Annotated in this window: 12 protein-coding genes; 2 read left to right on the forward strand and 10 right to left on the reverse strand. The window is 67.5% G+C overall.

What is annotated here, in order from left to right; genetic code table 11:
* Positions 1-23: 23 nt before the first annotated feature.
* From VF643_RS02510 to VF643_RS02550, 9 genes are all read right to left on the reverse strand, one after another.
* Positions 24-2960, reverse strand: coding sequence for a valine--tRNA ligase (locus VF643_RS02510; RefSeq protein WP_331041786.1), 2937 nt, complete (start codon positions 2958-2960; stop codon positions 24-26).
* Positions 2961-3009: 49 nt separating this feature from the next.
* The gene (locus VF643_RS02515) at positions 3010-3621 is read right to left on the reverse strand and encodes a zeta toxin family protein (protein WP_331041787.1); all 612 of its coding nucleotides are present in this window, start codon (positions 3619-3621) and stop codon (positions 3010-3012) included.
* Positions 3618-3824, reverse strand: a complete 207-nt coding sequence (locus VF643_RS02520; RefSeq protein WP_331041788.1) for a hypothetical protein — start codon at positions 3822-3824, stop codon at positions 3618-3620. Before VF643_RS02520 ends, VF643_RS02515 begins: the two co-directional genes overlap by 4 nt.
* Before the next feature lie 52 nt (positions 3825-3876).
* Complete coding sequence (locus VF643_RS02525; RefSeq protein ID WP_331041789.1) at positions 3877-5910, reverse strand: S9 family peptidase; 2034 nt, start codon at positions 5908-5910, stop codon at positions 3877-3879.
* Between the two features lie 59 nt (positions 5911-5969).
* Positions 5970-6476 (reverse strand): DUF2497 domain-containing protein, encoded by a 507-nt coding sequence (locus tag VF643_RS02530; RefSeq protein ID WP_331041790.1) that lies wholly within the window; start codon positions 6474-6476, stop codon positions 5970-5972.
* Positions 6477-6501: 25 nt separating this feature from the next.
* A complete protein-coding gene (locus VF643_RS02535) occupies positions 6502-8073 on the reverse strand; it encodes a TolC family outer membrane protein (RefSeq protein WP_414713777.1) in 1572 nt (523 codons plus the stop codon).
* Positions 8025-8705: a protein-L-isoaspartate O-methyltransferase family protein gene (locus VF643_RS02540; RefSeq protein WP_331041792.1), complete on the reverse strand. Its 681-nt coding sequence runs from the start codon at positions 8703-8705 to the stop codon at positions 8025-8027. Before VF643_RS02540 ends, VF643_RS02535 begins: the two co-directional genes overlap by 49 nt.
* A 220-nt stretch (positions 8706-8925) precedes the next feature.
* Complete coding sequence (locus VF643_RS02545) at positions 8926-12066, reverse strand: glycosyl hydrolase (protein ID WP_331041793.1); 3141 nt, start codon at positions 12064-12066, stop codon at positions 8926-8928.
* Positions 12067-12093: 27 nt separating this feature from the next.
* Positions 12094-13791, reverse strand: coding sequence for a GH39 family glycosyl hydrolase (locus VF643_RS02550; protein ID WP_331041794.1), 1698 nt, complete (start codon positions 13789-13791; stop codon positions 12094-12096).
* A 170-nt stretch (positions 13792-13961) separates the two neighbouring features.
* Between VF643_RS02550 and VF643_RS02555 the strand changes: the two genes are divergently transcribed.
* On the forward strand, positions 13962-15134 hold the full coding sequence (locus VF643_RS02555; protein WP_331041795.1) for an endo-1,4-beta-xylanase: 1173 nt from the start codon (positions 13962-13964) through the stop codon (positions 15132-15134).
* Entirely contained in the window at positions 15131-15709 is a 579-nt protein-coding gene (locus tag VF643_RS02560) for a hypothetical protein (protein WP_331041796.1), read from the forward strand. The genes VF643_RS02555 and VF643_RS02560 overlap by 4 nt, the downstream gene beginning before the upstream one ends.
* Positions 15710-15905: 196 nt before the next feature.
* Here the strand turns inward: VF643_RS02560 and VF643_RS02565 are convergent.
* Positions 15906-16199 (reverse strand): transposase (locus VF643_RS02565; RefSeq protein WP_331041797.1); only part of this gene is annotated, 294 nt, incomplete at its 5' end.

A 16199-nucleotide genomic window follows, 5' to 3' on the forward strand; every position in this document is an offset into this window, starting at 1 on the left:
GGTGGTCGCGGTGGAGGACAGCCCTACCCCAGCCGCGCCAACGCCGCCGACAGGCGTTCGGCCTCCGCTGCCTTGTCCGCATGGTCCGCCTTGGCCTTTTCAACCGCCTCGGGCTTGGCACGCTCGACGAAGGTGGCGTTGGAGAGGCGACCGGCGAGCGCGTCGCGTTCCTTTTCGGCGGCCGCTATCGCCTTGCCCAAGCGCGCGCGTTCGGCGGTGAGGTCGATCACGTCGCCGAGCGCGAGGACATAGGTCGCTTCGTCGACGACGACCTGCGCTTCGCCGCCTACGGCTGCACTCTGCTCGATCCGGGCGAGACGCGCGATCGTCGCGGCATGGGTGCGGAGGCGGGCGTGTGTCGTCTCCGACGCATCGCCGACCGCGAACGGCACCCGCGCGCTCGGCGGCACGTTAAGTTCGGTACGTGCGGTGCGGACTTCGCTCACCAGCCGGATCAGCCAGTCGATCTCGCGGCTCGCCTCCGGGTCGATCGCGCGCGCGTCCGCCATCGGCCAGCGGCCGACGATCAGGTCGTGCTGGCGGGGGCTGAGCGCGTGCCAGAGTTCTTCGGTGATGAAGGGCATGAAGGGGTGGAGCAGGACGAGGATCTGGTCGAGCACCCAGCCGGCGACGGCCTTGGTCTCGTCGTCAAGTACGCCTCGCTCGTCGCCGACCATCTGAGGCTTGATGAGTTCGAGATACCAGTCGCAGAAGCGGCTCCAGACGAATTGATAGATCGCGTTCGCCGCACCGTCGAAGCGATAGTCGGCCAGCGCCAGGTCGACCGCCTGGATGGTCGCCACCGTCTCGGCGACGATCCACTTGTTCACCGCCAGCGTCGCGGCGGGCGGCTCCAGCGTATCGCTGCCGCCGATGCCATAGCCCTGCGCGAAGCGCGCCGCGTTCCACAGCTTGGTCGCGAAGTTGCGATAGCCCTCGACCCTTTTCTCATCCATCTTGATGTCGCGGCCCTGGCTCTCCATCGCCGCCATGAAGAAGCGCAGCGCATCGGCCCCGTATTTGTCGATCAACCCGAGCGGATCGACGGTGTTGCCCTTGGACTTCGACATCTTCGCGCCGTCCGCCGCGCGGACGAGGCCGTGGAGATACAATGTCTTGAAGGGCACATCTCCCATGAAGTGCAAACCCTGCATCATCATCCGCGCGTTCCAGAAGAACAGGATGTCGAAGCCCGAGATGAGCACGTCGTTGGGGTAGCGGCCGTGGAGATTCTTCAGCCCCTCCCCTTCAGGAGTTTCAGGTGAACCGCGCCCCGCGCGGTTCAGGTCAGGCTGGGAGCCTGATCGACCTGAAACTGGGTTGGGGTGGGGGGTGTCCACGGGCACGTCGGTCTCGGTGAGACTGACACGCCCCACCCCCATCCCCTCCCCTGAAGGGGAGGGGCGTGCCTGTTGCTCGGGCCAGCCCAAAGTCGCAAAGGGCCAGAGCGCGGAGGAGAACCAGGTGTCGAGGACGTCAGGATCGCGCCAAATGCAGAAGCGCGCCGGTCGCTTTTCCGACGCTGCATTGAGTAGTTCGTCCATCGCATCCTCAAAATGCTCCAGGACTAAAACATCCTCGTCATACCGCTTCCGAGCTTGCGCCAGTGCTTCTGCCTCGGTTTCAGCCACGAAAATCTCGTGTCTCCCCGTTAAAGAAAGATGACCTTCCCCTTGTTCGTCCAAGTTCGGCCCAAACCAAGCCGGTATCCTATGCCCCCACCACAATTGCCGGCTGACACACCACGGCTGGATGTTCTCCATCCAGTTGAAGAACGTCTTCTCCCACGTCTTCGGCACGATCCGGATCGCGCCTGAACGCACCGCCTCGATCGCGGGCTGGGCGAGCGTCTTGGCGTCGACATACCATTGGTCGGTCAGCCACGGCTCGATCACCACGCCAGAGCGGTCGCCATAAGGCGTCTGGATCGTGCGGTCCTCGACGCGTTCCAGTGCGCCTTCGGCCTCGAGCATCGCGATCACCGCGGTGCGCGCGGCGAAGCGGTCGAGGCCGACCAGCGCCTGCGGCACGCCGCCGCAATCGACGATCTGGGCCTTGGCATCGAGCATGTTGAGCATGTCGCGCGCCTCGATCCCCGCGCGGCGGCCTACCTCGAAGTCGTTGAAATCGTGGCCCGGCGTGATCTTCACCGCACCGCTGCCAAGTTCGGGATCGGCATGATCGTCCGCGATGATCGGGATTTCGCGGCCAGTGATCGGGAGGCGGACCATCTTGCCGACGAGCGCGGTATAGCGTTCGTCCGTCGGATTCACCGCGACCGCCATGTCGGCCAGCATCGTCTCCGGCCGGGTCGTCGCGACCGAGATGTGGCCTGACCCGTCGGCCAGCGGATAGCGCAGGTGCCAGAACTTGCCCGCGATCTCGCGCGTCTCGACCTCCAGGTCGCTGATCGCGGTGCCCAGGCCTGGATCCCAGTTCACCAGCCGTTTGTCGCGATACAGCAGGCCCTCGCGGTGCAGGTCTACGAACACTTTCAGCACCGCGCGGCTGAAATGCGGGTCCATCGTGAACTGTTCGTTGGCCCAGTCCATCGAACAGCCGAGCCGCCGCAGCTGGCGGGTGATCTCGCCACCGCTCTCGTGTTTCCAGTCCCACACCTTCTCGACGAACGCCTCGCGCGTCAGGTCGGTGCGCTTCTGCCCCAGCGCGTTCATCCGGCGCTCGACCACCATCTGCGTCGCGATGCCGGCATGGTCGGTGCCGACCACCCAGAGCGCGTCCTTGCCCTTCAGCCGCGCGTGCCGCGTCAGGATATCCTGCAACGTATTGTCGAGCGCATGGCCGATGTGCAGGCTGCCGGTGACGTTGGGCGGCGGGTTGACGATCGTCCACGGCTCGGCACCCGGCCGGTCGGGGTGGAACAGGCCGTTCTCTTCCCAATGCGCATACCAGCGCGATTCGATCTCGGCAGGGTCGAAGGTCTTGGGGAGTTCGGTCATGCGGGGGGCTGTAGCGCCCGCTCGCCTGCGCTAAAACCCTTTCTCGCGATCAAACGCCGGCTAGCAGCCGTTCGCGTAACTCGGGCAGCAGCCCACGGCCGATCCACGCCTGCCCGCCGCTTTTGTCCGCCACTTTCTCCGGCTCACTGCCAGAATTGTCGAACAACAACGCGGTGTCTGCGTGATGGAAGAACCAGGGAAGTTGATCGAACGATCGAAACCTGCGCTCGCGCACCTTGTCCTCGGGTACGGCATGCCCGCCCTTGGCAACGCGCAATCCGATCCGTTCCAGCTGACGCTCGACCGACGCGACATAGACGTAGGTGAGCCACACCTCGAAGCCGAACGCCTTGGCTTTGGTCACCAATCGTCGATATTTGCCGGTGGACAGGACCGTCTCGACGCCAATCGTCTGATGCGCTTCGATCGACGCGTCCAGCCAGCGTTCGATCCGCTCGACCGAAGCGAGGTTGGCGTCGCGCTGACCCAGCCCCTCGGCGTCGCGGATGCGCACCGTCAGCAGGTCCGGATTGATGATCCAGACCGATCCACCCGCCTCGTCGATGTCGCTGCGATCGTAGGCCGAACTCTTTCCACATCCGTTCGGCCCCGCAACGATCCACAGCCGCGGATTGGTGGAGGCGCGAACGGTAGGGCTCACTCGGCAGCGTCCAACATTCTGTTCTCGCGGCGAAGACGCCGGACGTTTTCGCGAAAAGCCGCGGCAAAGTCGGCGCCGAAGGTCGGACTGTCTGCGTTCACCACTCGAATGCGGATAGGCTCCCCATCGACCATTGCGATCCGATAGCGAGCCTTGGCAGCCTTTTCGCCCGTCACCGGACTATCGACAATCTCCAACTTCATCCGCCGTCTCCTGTCGATCAATCATAGGTATCGAACCGACCTTCCGAAAGGGTCAACCGCCCTTCCCCGTCCATCTGTCCATCCACCCCAGCACCTCGCCATACCATCGGCGCGAGTTCTTCGGCTTCAGCACCCAGTGGTTCTCGTTCGGAAATACCACCAGCCGCGACGGGATGTCGCGGCGCTGGAGCGCGGTGAAGCTCGCCAGCCCTTGTGTATAGGGTATCCGGAAATCCTTTTCGCCGGTGATCACCAGCATCGGCGTCTTCCACTGCGCGACGTAATGCACCGGGTTCCATTTTTCATAGGCTTGCGGGTCTTCGTAATAGGTCTTGCCGCCGTGTTCCCATTCGTCGAACCACAGTTCCTCGGTCTCATAGGCCATCGCGCGCGCATCGAAGACGCCGTCGTGCTGGACGATGCACTTGAACCGGTCGGGCCATTTGCCCTCGATCCAGTTCATCATATAGCCGCCGTAGCTGGCGCCGAGCGCGCAGGCGTTGTCGCCGTCGAGCCAGGGGAATTGCGTGGTCGCCGCGCTCAGCCCCTTTTGCAGATCCTCGAGCGGCCAGCCGCCCCAGTTGTTGCGAATGGCGTCGGTGAACGCCTGGCCGTATCCGGTCGAACCGTGGAAATCGACCGCGACCAGCCCGTAACCCGCGCCCGCGAATACGGCCGGGTTCCAGCGGTACGACCAGCTGTTGTTGCTCGACCCCTGCGGCCCGCCGTGGACCATGAACGCGACCGGCACCTTGCCCGTCGCGCCATACGGCTTGACCGCATAGCCCCAGACCGTGTCGGCGTTGGCCCCCTTGAAGCTGAAGCGTGACACCTGGGGCATGTCGATGCCGCGCAGCTTCGCCGCGTTGACCGAGGTCAGCCGCACCGGCGCGACCGGGGCGATGCGGTAGAAGTCGTCGGGCGCGGTCAGGCTGTTCATCGCGACCACCACGCCGGTGGCGGTCACCGCCACCGCCGACACGTTGCCGGCCGCGGTCAGCCGGGCGACCTGCCCGGTGGCGGCATCGACCCGCCACAAAGGGTTTTCCTGCGTGTCTTCCGCGGTGACGTAGAGCGATTTCGAATCGGGTGCCCAGGCTATCGAGCCGACCGAACGGTCCCACCGCTCGGTAAGCGACACCGTCCGGCCGCTCGCCAGATCGCGCACCGTCAGCACCTGGCGATCGGCTTCGTAGCCCGGCCGGCGCATCGCGACATACGCCAGTTTGCGGCCATCGGGGGAGACCGACGGCTGGTTGTCGGTCGCGTCATTTGCGTCGGTGAGGTTGACCGGCGCAGCCGAGCCGTCGGCCGGCACCTGGAAGATGTCGAGGTTGGTCGAGGTCGATTCGATCCGCCCGGCCTCGCGCAGCGCGAAGTAAAGCGTGCGGCCGTCGGGACTCCAGGCGATCTCCTCGCCGCCGCCGAACGGCTTCGACGGCGCGTCGCCGACCAGCGCGCCGACGAGCGGAATACCGTTGCCCGGCGCCCCCGCGGCGGTCAGCGGCAGGACGAAGAGCTGCGACCGATTGCCGCCCGCCCACGTGTCCCAATGGCGAACGAACAGGCGATCATAGACCCGCGCGGCGCCCGCGTTCGCGTCCTTCTTTTCCATCGCGGGTTCAAGGCTCGGCGCGCCCGGCTTGCGATCCGCCCAGACGACGAGGCGGTCCGCAGTCGGCGCGACCTTGAAGCCGCCGAAGCCGCCCTTGAACCCGGTCAGCCGACGCGGGGTGCCGCCGGTGACGGGCACTGCCCAGATCGCATCCTCGCCGCCCTTGTCGGAGGAGAAATAGACCGTGGTGCCGACGATCTGCGGATCGTTCTCATTGGCCTCGGGGTCGGCCACCAGGCGTTCGGGCTGCGTGCCGGCTTTGCTCAGGTCGAGCCGCCACAGGTCGTACCGGCCGCGATCGGCGGCGAGATCGGTTTCGCGCTGCGCCCAGACGAGCCAATGTCCGTCCTTCGTGGCGGCGGGCGCGCCGACGCGGCTGAGCATCGTGACGTCGGCGATGGTGAGCTGGCGTGCCGCGAGCGGGGAGGCGAGCGTGAGCGCCAGCAGGGTGGCGGTAAATGCGATCTTCATGGCCGCCGATACAGCAGAAGCCAAAGCGATCGGCAAGGTCGTCGCGTCAGGCCCCCTGCTCAGGACGACGACCCGGTGATCCGTTCGATTTCGCGGGCGACCATCGCCTCGACCATCGTCGGCAGCCGGGCGTCGAGCCAGTCGCGCAGCATCGGGCGCAGCATCTCGCGCACCAGCGCTTCCAGCGTGTTGTCGGCAGTCGCGCCATCCGGCCGCACGATCACCCGGCTGAGCGCCTCCAGCGAGCCGCGGCTGGCGGCGGCGGCCTGTTGCGACACGATGGGTTCGGGGGCGGTTGTCTCCACAGCGGGCGGAGCAGGCTGAGGGGCTGCGGCGGAAGCCCGCTCGGCGGTGGGCCGATCGGCCGGGCGCCGGGCGGCCGGAAGCGGTTCGCTGAGTTCCAGCACCTCGCCGGAATCGACCTGCGCGTCCTGTCCGATCGGCGTGACGGAAGCGCGCTGCGGACGCCGGGTGCGCTGGGGTATCCCCTCGCCCTCCTCGGCGATGATCCGCTTTATCGAGGAAAGGATTTCCTCCATCGACGGTTCGGCGCTGATATCCCCCATGAAACGACCTTCGCTTGCCGCCGCCCTACTGCCGGTTCGGCGAAGCCGCACCTGTCGTCAAAGCCTGGCTTCTGTCAACCGCGCTGTCCAGTTGCGGATCGAGCGGCTTGGTCACCACCGCATTTTGCGCCGGTGTCTGGTCGGTGCGGGTCGCGACCGCGGCCGGCTCTCCGTCGCTGGCGAAATCGTTGATCGAGCGGCGCACGCGGTTGTAATTGGTCAGCGGATCGTACAGCGGCCCGCCGTCCAGCCCCAGGTCGCGCGCCTCGGCATCGCCCATCGCGGCAAGCAGCGCGAACCCTGCGACATAGGCGTCTCGGCGCGCGGTGACGAGGGTCACCTGGCTGTTCAGCAATTCCTGCTCGGCGTTCAGGATGTCGAGGATGGTGCGGGTGCCGACGCTGTTCTCGGCGCGCACGCCCTCCAGCGACAGCCGGTTGGCCTGCACCGCGGTTTCGGATGACGCGATCACCTCGTTCGACGACCTCCAGCTGGCATAGGCCGAGCGCGCCTGCGCGATGACTGCGCGTTCGGTGGCAGTGGCATTCTCGATCGCCTGAGACCGAAACGCCTGCGCCTGGCGAACCTGTGCGCCGGGACGCCCGCCCTGGAAGATCGGCACGGTCAGTTGCAGCCCCGCCGTCGCGCCATTGCCGGACTGGCCGACGTTACCGCTGGTGGCGGACCCCAGCGATCCCAGGAAGTTGAAATAGGTGCCCCCCGCGACGGCGTTCAGCCGCGGCAGTCGCTGCGCCTTGGCCACGCCGACGTCGTAGCGCGTGGCGTCGCGCTGGCGCAGCGCGGCGATCAGCGCGGGGTTGTGATCCACCGCGGCGATCGCCGCCGCCTCGGGAGAGGCCGGCAGGTTGGGCAGCGTCGGCGGCTGTTCGAGCGCGAGCGGCGGCAGGCCGACGAGCCTGATGTACCCCTCCCGACTGGCGATCAGCCGCGCCTCGGCGGACTGCAATTGCGCGCGTGCAAGCGCGAGCCGCGCCTCCGATTGCGCGACATCGGTACGGGTCAGGTCACCGACCTGGAAACGGTCGCGGCTGGCGCGCAGGTTGACGTCGAGCACGCGGACGTTCTGTTGATTGAGCCCGACGATCGCCTCGTCGCGGATGACGTCCATGTAGCTGCCGACGACCGCGGTGAAGAGATCGGCTTCGGTGCCGCGCAGCGTTGCGCGTCCCGCGTCCACCCGCGTCTCGGCCGCGGCGACCGAGTTGCGCACCGCCCCGCCCTGGTACAGCGGCACGCTGAGCTGGGTCTGTCCGGTCAGCTGGCGTGTCGGGGCCAGGAAGCTGTTGGTGGCGACGACGAGATTTTCGGTGAAATTCGCGCCCGCGTTGACCGATGGCAGGCCGTCCGCCCGCGCGATCGGGACGTTCTCGTCGGTTGCGCGCAGATTGGCACGCTGTGCGGTGATCGTGGGGTTCGTCTGATAGGCACGGACCAGCGCCTCGCGCAGCGTCTCGGCGGCGACGGGCGCGGGCAGCAGGCTCGCACCGGCAAGGAGCAGGCGGCGGATCACGTGAGAAGTCCTTCCGATCAGAACGTAAAGGTTTTGGGGGCGGCAAAGCCCGGCAGGACGACGCATTCGCAATCGACGAAGGATGCCAAGGCAAAGCCGCCATCGGTGCGCCGCCCCGCAGCCAGCCGGGTAACGCGATCATCGACGATCCCCGAGACCGCGCGGCCTCCGGGACGAACCTGGGCGACCAGCGTATCGGGGACGCCCGGGATCGCGCCATCCACGATCAGCACGTCGTAAGGACCGCCGTCAGCGTGGCCGACATGCAGGGGCGCCTCCACCACGGTCACGTTGGCATGGCCCGACAATGCCGCCCGAGCATGCGCCGCCAGGGCGGAATCGCTTTCGACCGCGACGACGCGCGCGACCAGGCCAGACAGCACCGCAGCGGTGTAGCCGGCGGCCGCGCCGATCAGCAGCACGCTGTCGGTCGGCAGCAGATACGCCTCCGCCAGCAACCGTCCGGTCGCCATCGGCAGATTGGCCCAGCGCGCATGGCCAAGCGGGATCGGTGCGTCGCGATACGCCATGATCGCCGCTTCGGCGGGAAGGAAGTCCTCCCGCGCCACGGTCGCCATGGCGTTCACGACGCGCCGGTCGTTCACTGCATTGGTCCGCAACTGGCTGGCCACCATCGCATTGCGCATGGCCTGCGACGTGGTTGCGGGGGGCGTGATCTGGGAGCCGGTGGTCGTCATTGCCTGTCCTGTCGCACAACTGTCTTAGACGCGCAATACACTTGGCATGGCGAATATGCCAAATGCTTTTTGGCGGCCTCAGTTTTTGCTAGCGTGCCGATCACGCAGCGCCAAGGGCCTGCCGCTCATCGCAACGGGGAAATGTCGATGAGCAGGAACGCCTATCGCCGCAAGCCGCTCATCGGCGGGGCATGCCTGACCGCGGTTTCGTACCGGGCGATCACGACCGCACGACCAGCGGCGCAGCCGTGACGACGAGCCGGACGGGCCCGATCAGGCCGGAGGGGACGAGCGGCTCCCCCTTGCGATAGAGGTTCCAGGTCGAGAACGCGATTCGACCGGTCGGGCTTCTGCCGCCCTCCAGAACCCAGCGCGGCCATGATTTCAGCGATCCGGCGTTGCGGCCGTTCGTCCCCGGCCCCCCCGCATAGCGCTCGGAATCGGCCGGCAGATCCTCGTCGCCGATCAGCCGGTTGATCCATGTCGTCGCGACGTCGACCTCGAGGACATTCTCCCCCGCCCGCACGGCATCCGTTACGTCGATCGCATAGGGCGCACGCCACAGGATGCCGAGGTCACGGCCGTTGAGCCGCACCCGCGCGGCGACCTCCACCCGGCACAGGTCGAGCCACAGCCGCTGACCCGGGGTCGGCGTGGCGGCAAAGCCGGTGCGATAGGTGGCGATACCGGCAAAATGCGCGACTCCCCGATCGATATCGTCTGCCAGCGAATGAAGCGTCGCCATCGTCGCTTCCGCGGGCGCGCCCCGGTCGGGAGGAAAGCGCAGCCGCCACGGCCGCGTCAGCAGCGTCGCACCGGGCGATGCGGCCACGACTGTTTCCGACATCGCCGCGTCGCGGCGGCGGATGGCGTATCGGCCGGGCTCGGCCGCCGTCATCGTCGCGGCGAGCAGCGGCAGCAGCGCGGCTTCGCCCCTCCCGTCGCGGTACAGAGAACGGCCGTCGTGATCGACCGCGACGATCGGATCGCCCGCGCCGGGCCGGACGACGACGAAGATCGATCCTTCCGCGGCCAGCGGAACGCACATCCGAAGACGCCCGTCCGGCGTCGGCACGGCATAGTCCCACCGTGTCACGCTGCCGTCCTCGGCGTTCCACAATTCGCAGCGGCCGCGCGTGCGCAACGTCACATTGGCGAGCAGCGGCCGGGCGGCGTCGCTGGCCAGGAAATAGATGTCGCGGTCGCCGTCGCGCCGATGCGCCCACGCCAGCGGTACGTCGCTTTCCAGGTCCGGCGCGATCTGCATGCGGGCCAGCGCCTCCTGCGCAGCGATGCCGCGGAACACCCGCCCGGCCCCATGACGGCGGTCGTCTGTCGCCGTCGCACCCCACAGGTCGCGCGCGAGCGCCTGCAACGCGCTATCCGCCGCCACCCGGTCGCTCAGCCCCGGCGTCGCGCGCGGCCGTTCGCCGAGCAGCGCGGCGCCGTCGCGCAGCAATCGCGCAATGTGTCGCAGAGTCGCCAGCGTCATCGTGCCGTGATGGTCCAGGACGAGGAGGCGGTAGGACGCGCCGGACTGGAACACGACCCGGCCATCCTTCACCCGCGCACGCGCCAGCATGTCCGGGCCGACATGGTCATAGTCGAAGCCCGGCACCGGCGTGTCCTCGACGCGCAGCAGCGGCTCCTCCGACGGGATCCGCAGCACATCGGCGACGGGGATACCCCGACGCAGCATATGCTGGCAGCGCGCGATATAGACGTGCCACGGTCGGCTCATCGTCCACCACGTCTGGGTGCGCTCATAATGCAGCCCCCATGGCCCCATCTGTAAACCCGGTGCGATGCCGGGAAAGCGCTGCGCCGAATAGCGATGGAAGACCAAGCGGTTGACGCCCTTGGCGAAATTGGCGTCGCCGATCGCCTTGAGCGTACCCGGATGATCCTGCCACCGTTCGCTGTCGACCGAGGTGAACGCCTCCGCCGCGACGATCGCGCGCCCGTTCAGATGAGCCGCCGACGCCATCGCCTTGCAGGTGTTGCCGAAGCCGTTGAACCCGCCGCCGGTATGCTTCCAGAATTCCGCCATCGGTTCGTCGACGGCGTCGCTGGCGTCGCTGGCGTCCAGATCGTTGCCGATCGTCGTATAGCTTTCACCCGACAGCGCGAGGCCCGCTGCGTTCGACAGCCGCTTCATCGCCTGCCAGTAATGTTCGACTGAGAGTTCCGACACCGTGCGCCGCAGATCCCACAAAAACCGCTCGGTCGTCTGAAGATCGCCGATTACGCGGCGTCCGGTGACGATCGGCAGCCACGCGACGGGATCGTAACCGCGCCGTCGCGTGGACTCCTTGCGCATCAGCGGCGTCCAGTTCTGGCCGCCGCCTTCCCAACTGTCGATATGCGTGCCCCGGATGGTGCCGCGACCCACCGCGCCGACCGCCTTCAGCAGCGGCCGGATCATCGCGTCGAAATGGCATTCGGTCGCCGCCAGGCTGAGCTTGTCCGATTCGAGCCCGGCCTTGTCCTGCCGCACCGGCCCGATGATCCGGCCCTTGCCGCCGTGACCGATGCGGAACACCGTCCAATCGCCCGGCGGCGCATCCCAGACCAGGTGGCCGTCGCGCATCCGATCGGACAGGTCCACGACGTCGGCCCGCGGGACCGGCCTCGCGCCGTCGTGCAGGCGCGCGTCGGCCGGCGCGCTTTCGACCCCGGTATAGCCGTTCCACTCGTACCAGGTGAGCAGCTTCATTCCCGATGGATCGGCGACACGGGCGAGCGGGCCGGGCGGTTCGCGCACCGCGATGACGGCAATGTCACGGTAATCCGCGCCGGGATCGCCGAATGTCTTCGTGAACGGCGCGTCGGCATACCAGGGAGTTGCCGGCGGATCGTCGGACGGCACCCGTGGCCGGGGCAGGTCGATCGCGACCCGCCCCCCGCCGCGGAGTGCGGTTTCGCTCTGCACGAGGATCTGCATCGAGAGTTCGGGGGTGATCCACGGGCCGCCGCTGCCATAATAGCCCGCGCCATTGTTGAAGATCAGCTGCATGCCCAGCCGCCGCGCCACCTCTGTCGCGGCGCGGAACGCGGCCTGCCAGGCCGCATCCATGTACCGCGCCGGACCCTCGGGCGTGCCCTGCAACACGTCGAGGATATAGGCGCCCGCGATGCAGACGTCGTGCATCGCCTTCAGATCGGCAGCGACGCTGTCGGGCGTGACGTTCCCGTCGAGCCACATCCAATAGACCCACGGTCCGGCCGACAGAGGCGGGTCGCGGAACGTGTCCTCGGGCGTCGCGCCCGCCGCCAGCGCGGCCGCGGCGCCCAGGCCGCCCACGGCCGGCATGACGGCAGCCGTGGCGGCGAAGAATGCGCGCCGATCCAGATTGAACATCCCGATCTCCCGGTGACGCTAAAAGGCTCAGCGCGGCTCGATCACCAGCATCGCCACACCCTGCCGCGGCACCACCAGGTCGTAGGTGCGCGTCGCGCCGGCGGCGGTGGTCGGCCGCACCAGTTCCGGGCTCATCGCCGATGCCGCTTCCAGATTGGCATATTGGTCGGCATCGGGGGATTGCGGCGCGCCCATCCGCTGCCAGGCGCTGAACGCATTGCCGTGATCGCGATCGACCCGCCACACGGTCGCGGCACCGGCGCGCTGCCCCAGCCCGGCGACCGACAGCCGCACCGCCGCGTCCGGACCCGCAACGTCGTCGTCATGATAATGCCAGATCAGCACCGCGACGCGGCCGGCGGCGGTGCGCGTCGCCAGCGTGCCGATGTCGGCGGCGCCGCGCACGCCATCGGCCATGACCCGGTCGAGCGGCACCTCCGCGCTGCTCGTCGCAGCGATCTTCTCCGACCCCATCCTGGCGAACAGGCGGAAGACGTTGAGCACCGGCAGCGCGACGCCGTTGGTAGCAAGTTGCCGATAACCCGCGAACCAGGGCTGGTCCTCGAACTCGAACGACCAGGACAGCACGCCCTCCAGATTGACCCGCCGCCGCGCCGCCAGTTCCCAGATCCGCGCGAAGCTCGCCGCGGTGTAGCTCGAATACATCGTGCCGTTGCGATAAGCGTTCTGCGGCCCCGGACAGGCGGCGCAACCCTCCGGATCGCTTTCCCCGATCACGATCGGCCTGGCCGCGAGCGCAGGCACGGCGGCGATCCGGGCGAAGCCCTTGTCGACCTCGATCAACTGGGTGGCGATTCCCATCCGTACATGGCCATCAACGAAGCTCGGCATCCCCTTGGCATGGAAGGACAGGAAATCGGTGGGCGTGCCGATCTGCCGGGTCGCGTAATTGCGCTCCGTCGTGACGTGACGCAGGAACCCGTCCATATAGGTGCCGCCATTGCCCGCCAGGTCCGGACCACCGACCCGGGCGGTGGGCAGCGCACGCCGCACCGCATCGACTCCGACGTCGTGCAGGCGATAGAATTCTTCCGGCGTCCCCTGCCAGTAATCGCGCTGGTTGGGTTCGTTCCAGACCTCGAAATACCAGCGCTCGACCTCCGCACGGCCGTAGCGCTCGACGTTGTGGAGCGTCCAGCGATAGACGAGTTCGCCCCATTTCTCGTAGCTTGCGGGTGGATAGCTCCATCCCGTCGCGACCAGGCGATAGGCGAAGCCCGGCCGCCACGCATGCTGATACGGCGTCCCCTTGGGCGCGCTCGACAGCGCCTCCGGCATGAAGCCGATCTGCAGATAGGGGTGGATCCCGCGTGCGCGATAGGTGTCGATGATCCGATCGACGACCGTCCAGTCATAGACCGGCTTGCCGTCCTGGTCCTCGGTATAGGCATTGGTGCTGCCCCATTTGAACGCCGCCGTGCCATCGCCGCTCGTGAGAAGGTTGTGAGCGCGGAAATAAACCTGGTCCGGCCGCAGCGCACCCAGTTCGACCAGCAGCTTGCGGCCGTCCTTCATGGTCGCGTAATTAGGTTCGTCCGCGCCGAAGAATCGCCACACCGGCGGCAACGGCCCCGCGGAGCGGGAAGCATCGACCGCGATCCGCACCGGCTGCGGCGATCCGGTCGGCGGCGCCACCTGCGCAGGACTCGCCGCCGTGAAAGCCAGAGCGGCGGGCATCGCCCAACGCCGGAGCAGTAAGATCATGACCAACCCTCTCCTGAACGACGCGCGCTGCATTTTTCCGACAACCGGCCGCCACGACGTACCGCATAATGGCACCGAACGACCTGCCGCAATGTCCGGTTGACAGCTTGGCCGAGGGTGCGATGGTAGCGTTATCAGAAGGCGTGGCAACGCCCGTTACGGAGGATGGCATGCAGGGACCGACACGTCGCGACAGCCTGATCCTTGGCGCCGGGCTGATGCTGGCGGGCGCCGCGCCGGCGCGTGTGCCTGGCGCGCAAGATTCGCTGGATGCGCTGGCACGCACCAGGGGCATGCGCTTCGGTTCGGCCGTCGCCTGGGGGCCGCCGCGGTCGGACACGGGATCGTTCGCCAACCCCAATTATGCCGCGCTGATCGCGCGCGATTGCGGGGTGATCGTGGCGGAGAACGAGATGAAGTGGCAGGCGTTGCGCCCCTCCCCCACCACCTTCGACTTCGCGCGGTTTGACGCGATCGTCGCCTATGCGGCGGCCGCGCGCCTGGCGGTGCGCGGGCACAATCTCATCTGGCACCAGCCGAAGTGGATGCCGCACTGGGCGGAAAGCCACGACTATGGCGCGACGCCGAAGCGGGAGGCCGCCCGGCTGCTGGGCGATCACATCAGGACCGTCGTGCGTCGCTACGGTACGCGTATCGCGGATTATGACGTCGTCAACGAGGCGGTGAACCCTGCGGACGGAACCCTGTACGAGACCACCCTGTCGCGTGCGCTTGGGGGTGCCGAACCGACGCTCGACCTGGCGTTCCGGACCGCGCGCGCGGAGGCGCCGCATGCGCGGCTGGTCTATAACGATTACATGAGCTGGGAGCCGGGCAACGAGCGGCACCGGGCGGGCGTGCTGCGCTTATTGCATGGCTTCCGGGCGCGGGGCGTGCCGGTCGATGCGCTGGGGGTGCAGTCGCACCTCATCACCATCGGCGCCGATGCGCGCGCCAGCGTGTCGCGGATGCAGGGCGATTGGCGGCGTTTCCTCGACGAGGTCGTGGCCATGGGGTTCGGGCTGGTCGTCACCGAACTCGACGTGCGCGACAATGCGCTGCCGGCCGACCCGGTCGCGCGGGACCGAATCGTCGCGGATTACACGCGGGGCTATCTCGACGTGACGCTCGGCTACCAGCAGGTCTCGGACATCCTCGTCTGGGGGATGAGCGACCGCTATAGCTGGATCGAGGGGTTCGAGCCGCGCGCCGATGGTGCGCGCCGTCGGCCGACGCTGTACGACACCGCGTTCGCGCCCAAGCCGATGCGCGCCGCGGTCGCGGATGCTATCCGCGCCGCGCCGGCCCGGACGCCTCAACGATCGGAAAGGAGAGAGATATGATGAAGTTTGGCATCGTGATCGCATTGCTCGCCTCGGCATCGGCGCTCGCTCAAAGTCCCGCGCCCACGGCAGCCGCCCAGCCGAACGTGCTGGACAGGGCGATCAACCAGCCCGGCATCGGCTGGACGCTCTATGGCCCGAACCAGAGCGGCAAGCAGGTCGCGGCCACCGGCGTTCCCGGCGCCGGCGCGGTGCGAGTGGAGGTGAAGCGCAAGGGCGCCAATCCGTGGGATTCGGGCGCGCTATATCCCACCTCGAAGCCGATCGCGGCGGGAGACACGATCCTGATCGCGGTCTCTCTGCGCGCGCCCAACGCCGCACCGGGTGAAACCGTCGCAATTCCCCTAGGTGCTACGGGTTCCGAGGCACCGTATCCGACGATCGCACAGGCGACGGTGCAGGTCGGTCCCGAATGGAAACTGCACTACGCCTCCGCCAAGGCCACCCAGGCCTTCGGTCCCGCCAAGGCGCAGGCGAGCGTGCAGCTCGCGGGTGCCAAGCAGGTGCTCGAACTCGGGCCGGCGTTCATCCTGAATTTCGGCCAGAACTACGATCCCGCCAAATTGCCCAAGTGATGAAGCGGGCGGGCGATCATGAGAAGAAGAACGTGCGATGAAGGTACGTGCGACATAGCTGGCGACGGTGGCACTGCTGGTGGGGAGTGCGCGCTGACGCAGGAGGCGCGGTGCGGTTCGACTGCCCGCCATCCAGTATCGCGTCGAACATGCCGCCAGCGCCCCGGCGACCTTGCCCTTAGAGTATCCGTGATGGTCAAGCGCGTGCTGGTGTCCAGAGTCGGTCTGCGTTGAGCAGTGCGTTTGCGGTGACGATGAGCTTTTGCATGACGGCGGTGATAGCGATCTTGGCTGGCTTTCCGGCACCCACGAGCTGCTGGTATTTGGCCTTGAGGTCTGGATTGAAGCGGGCGGCGACCAAGGCTGGCATGTAGAGGGCTTGGCGTACATTGGCCCTGCCGCCGCGGATGAAGCTCTTGCCCTTCCACTGGCCGGACTGGCGCGCGACGGGTGCGAGACCGGCGAGCGAAGCGGCCTGCTTGTTATCGAG

The sequence above is a fragment of the Sphingomonas sp. genome (assembly GCF_036387595.1).
In the GTDB taxonomy this organism is placed as follows: domain Bacteria; phylum Pseudomonadota; class Alphaproteobacteria; order Sphingomonadales; family Sphingomonadaceae; genus Sphingomonas.

What these genes read in the sequence shown, in the direction of transcription:
- VF643_RS02540 (WP_331041792.1), bottom strand. Translation starts at nt 8,705, where the DNA reads ATGACGACCACCGGCTCCCAGATCACGCCCCCCGCAACCACGTCGCAG.
- VF643_RS02535 (WP_414713777.1), bottom strand. Translation starts at nt 8,073, where the DNA reads ATGCGTCGTCCTGCCGGGCTTTGCCGCCCCCAAAACCTTTACGTTCTG.
- VF643_RS02545 (WP_331041793.1), bottom strand. Translation starts at nt 12,066, where the DNA reads ATGTTCAATCTGGATCGGCGCGCATTCTTCGCCGCCACGGCTGCCGTC.
- VF643_RS02510 (WP_331041786.1), bottom strand. Translation starts at nt 2,960, where the DNA reads ATGACCGAACTCCCCAAGACCTTCGACCCTGCCGAGATCGAATCGCGC.
- VF643_RS02525 (WP_331041789.1), bottom strand. Translation starts at nt 5,910, where the DNA reads ATGAAGATCGCATTTACCGCCACCCTGCTGGCGCTCACGCTCGCCTCC.
- VF643_RS02530 (WP_331041790.1), bottom strand. Translation starts at nt 6,476, where the DNA reads ATGGGGGATATCAGCGCCGAACCGTCGATGGAGGAAATCCTTTCCTCG.
- VF643_RS02520 (WP_331041788.1), bottom strand. Translation starts at nt 3,824, where the DNA reads ATGAAGTTGGAGATTGTCGATAGTCCGGTGACGGGCGAAAAGGCTGCC.
- VF643_RS02555 (WP_331041795.1), top strand. Translation starts at nt 13,962, where the DNA reads ATGCAGGGACCGACACGTCGCGACAGCCTGATCCTTGGCGCCGGGCTG.
- VF643_RS02560 (WP_331041796.1), top strand. Translation starts at nt 15,131, where the DNA reads ATGATGAAGTTTGGCATCGTGATCGCATTGCTCGCCTCGGCATCGGCG.
- VF643_RS02550 (WP_331041794.1), bottom strand. Translation starts at nt 13,791, where the DNA reads ATGATCTTACTGCTCCGGCGTTGGGCGATGCCCGCCGCTCTGGCTTTC.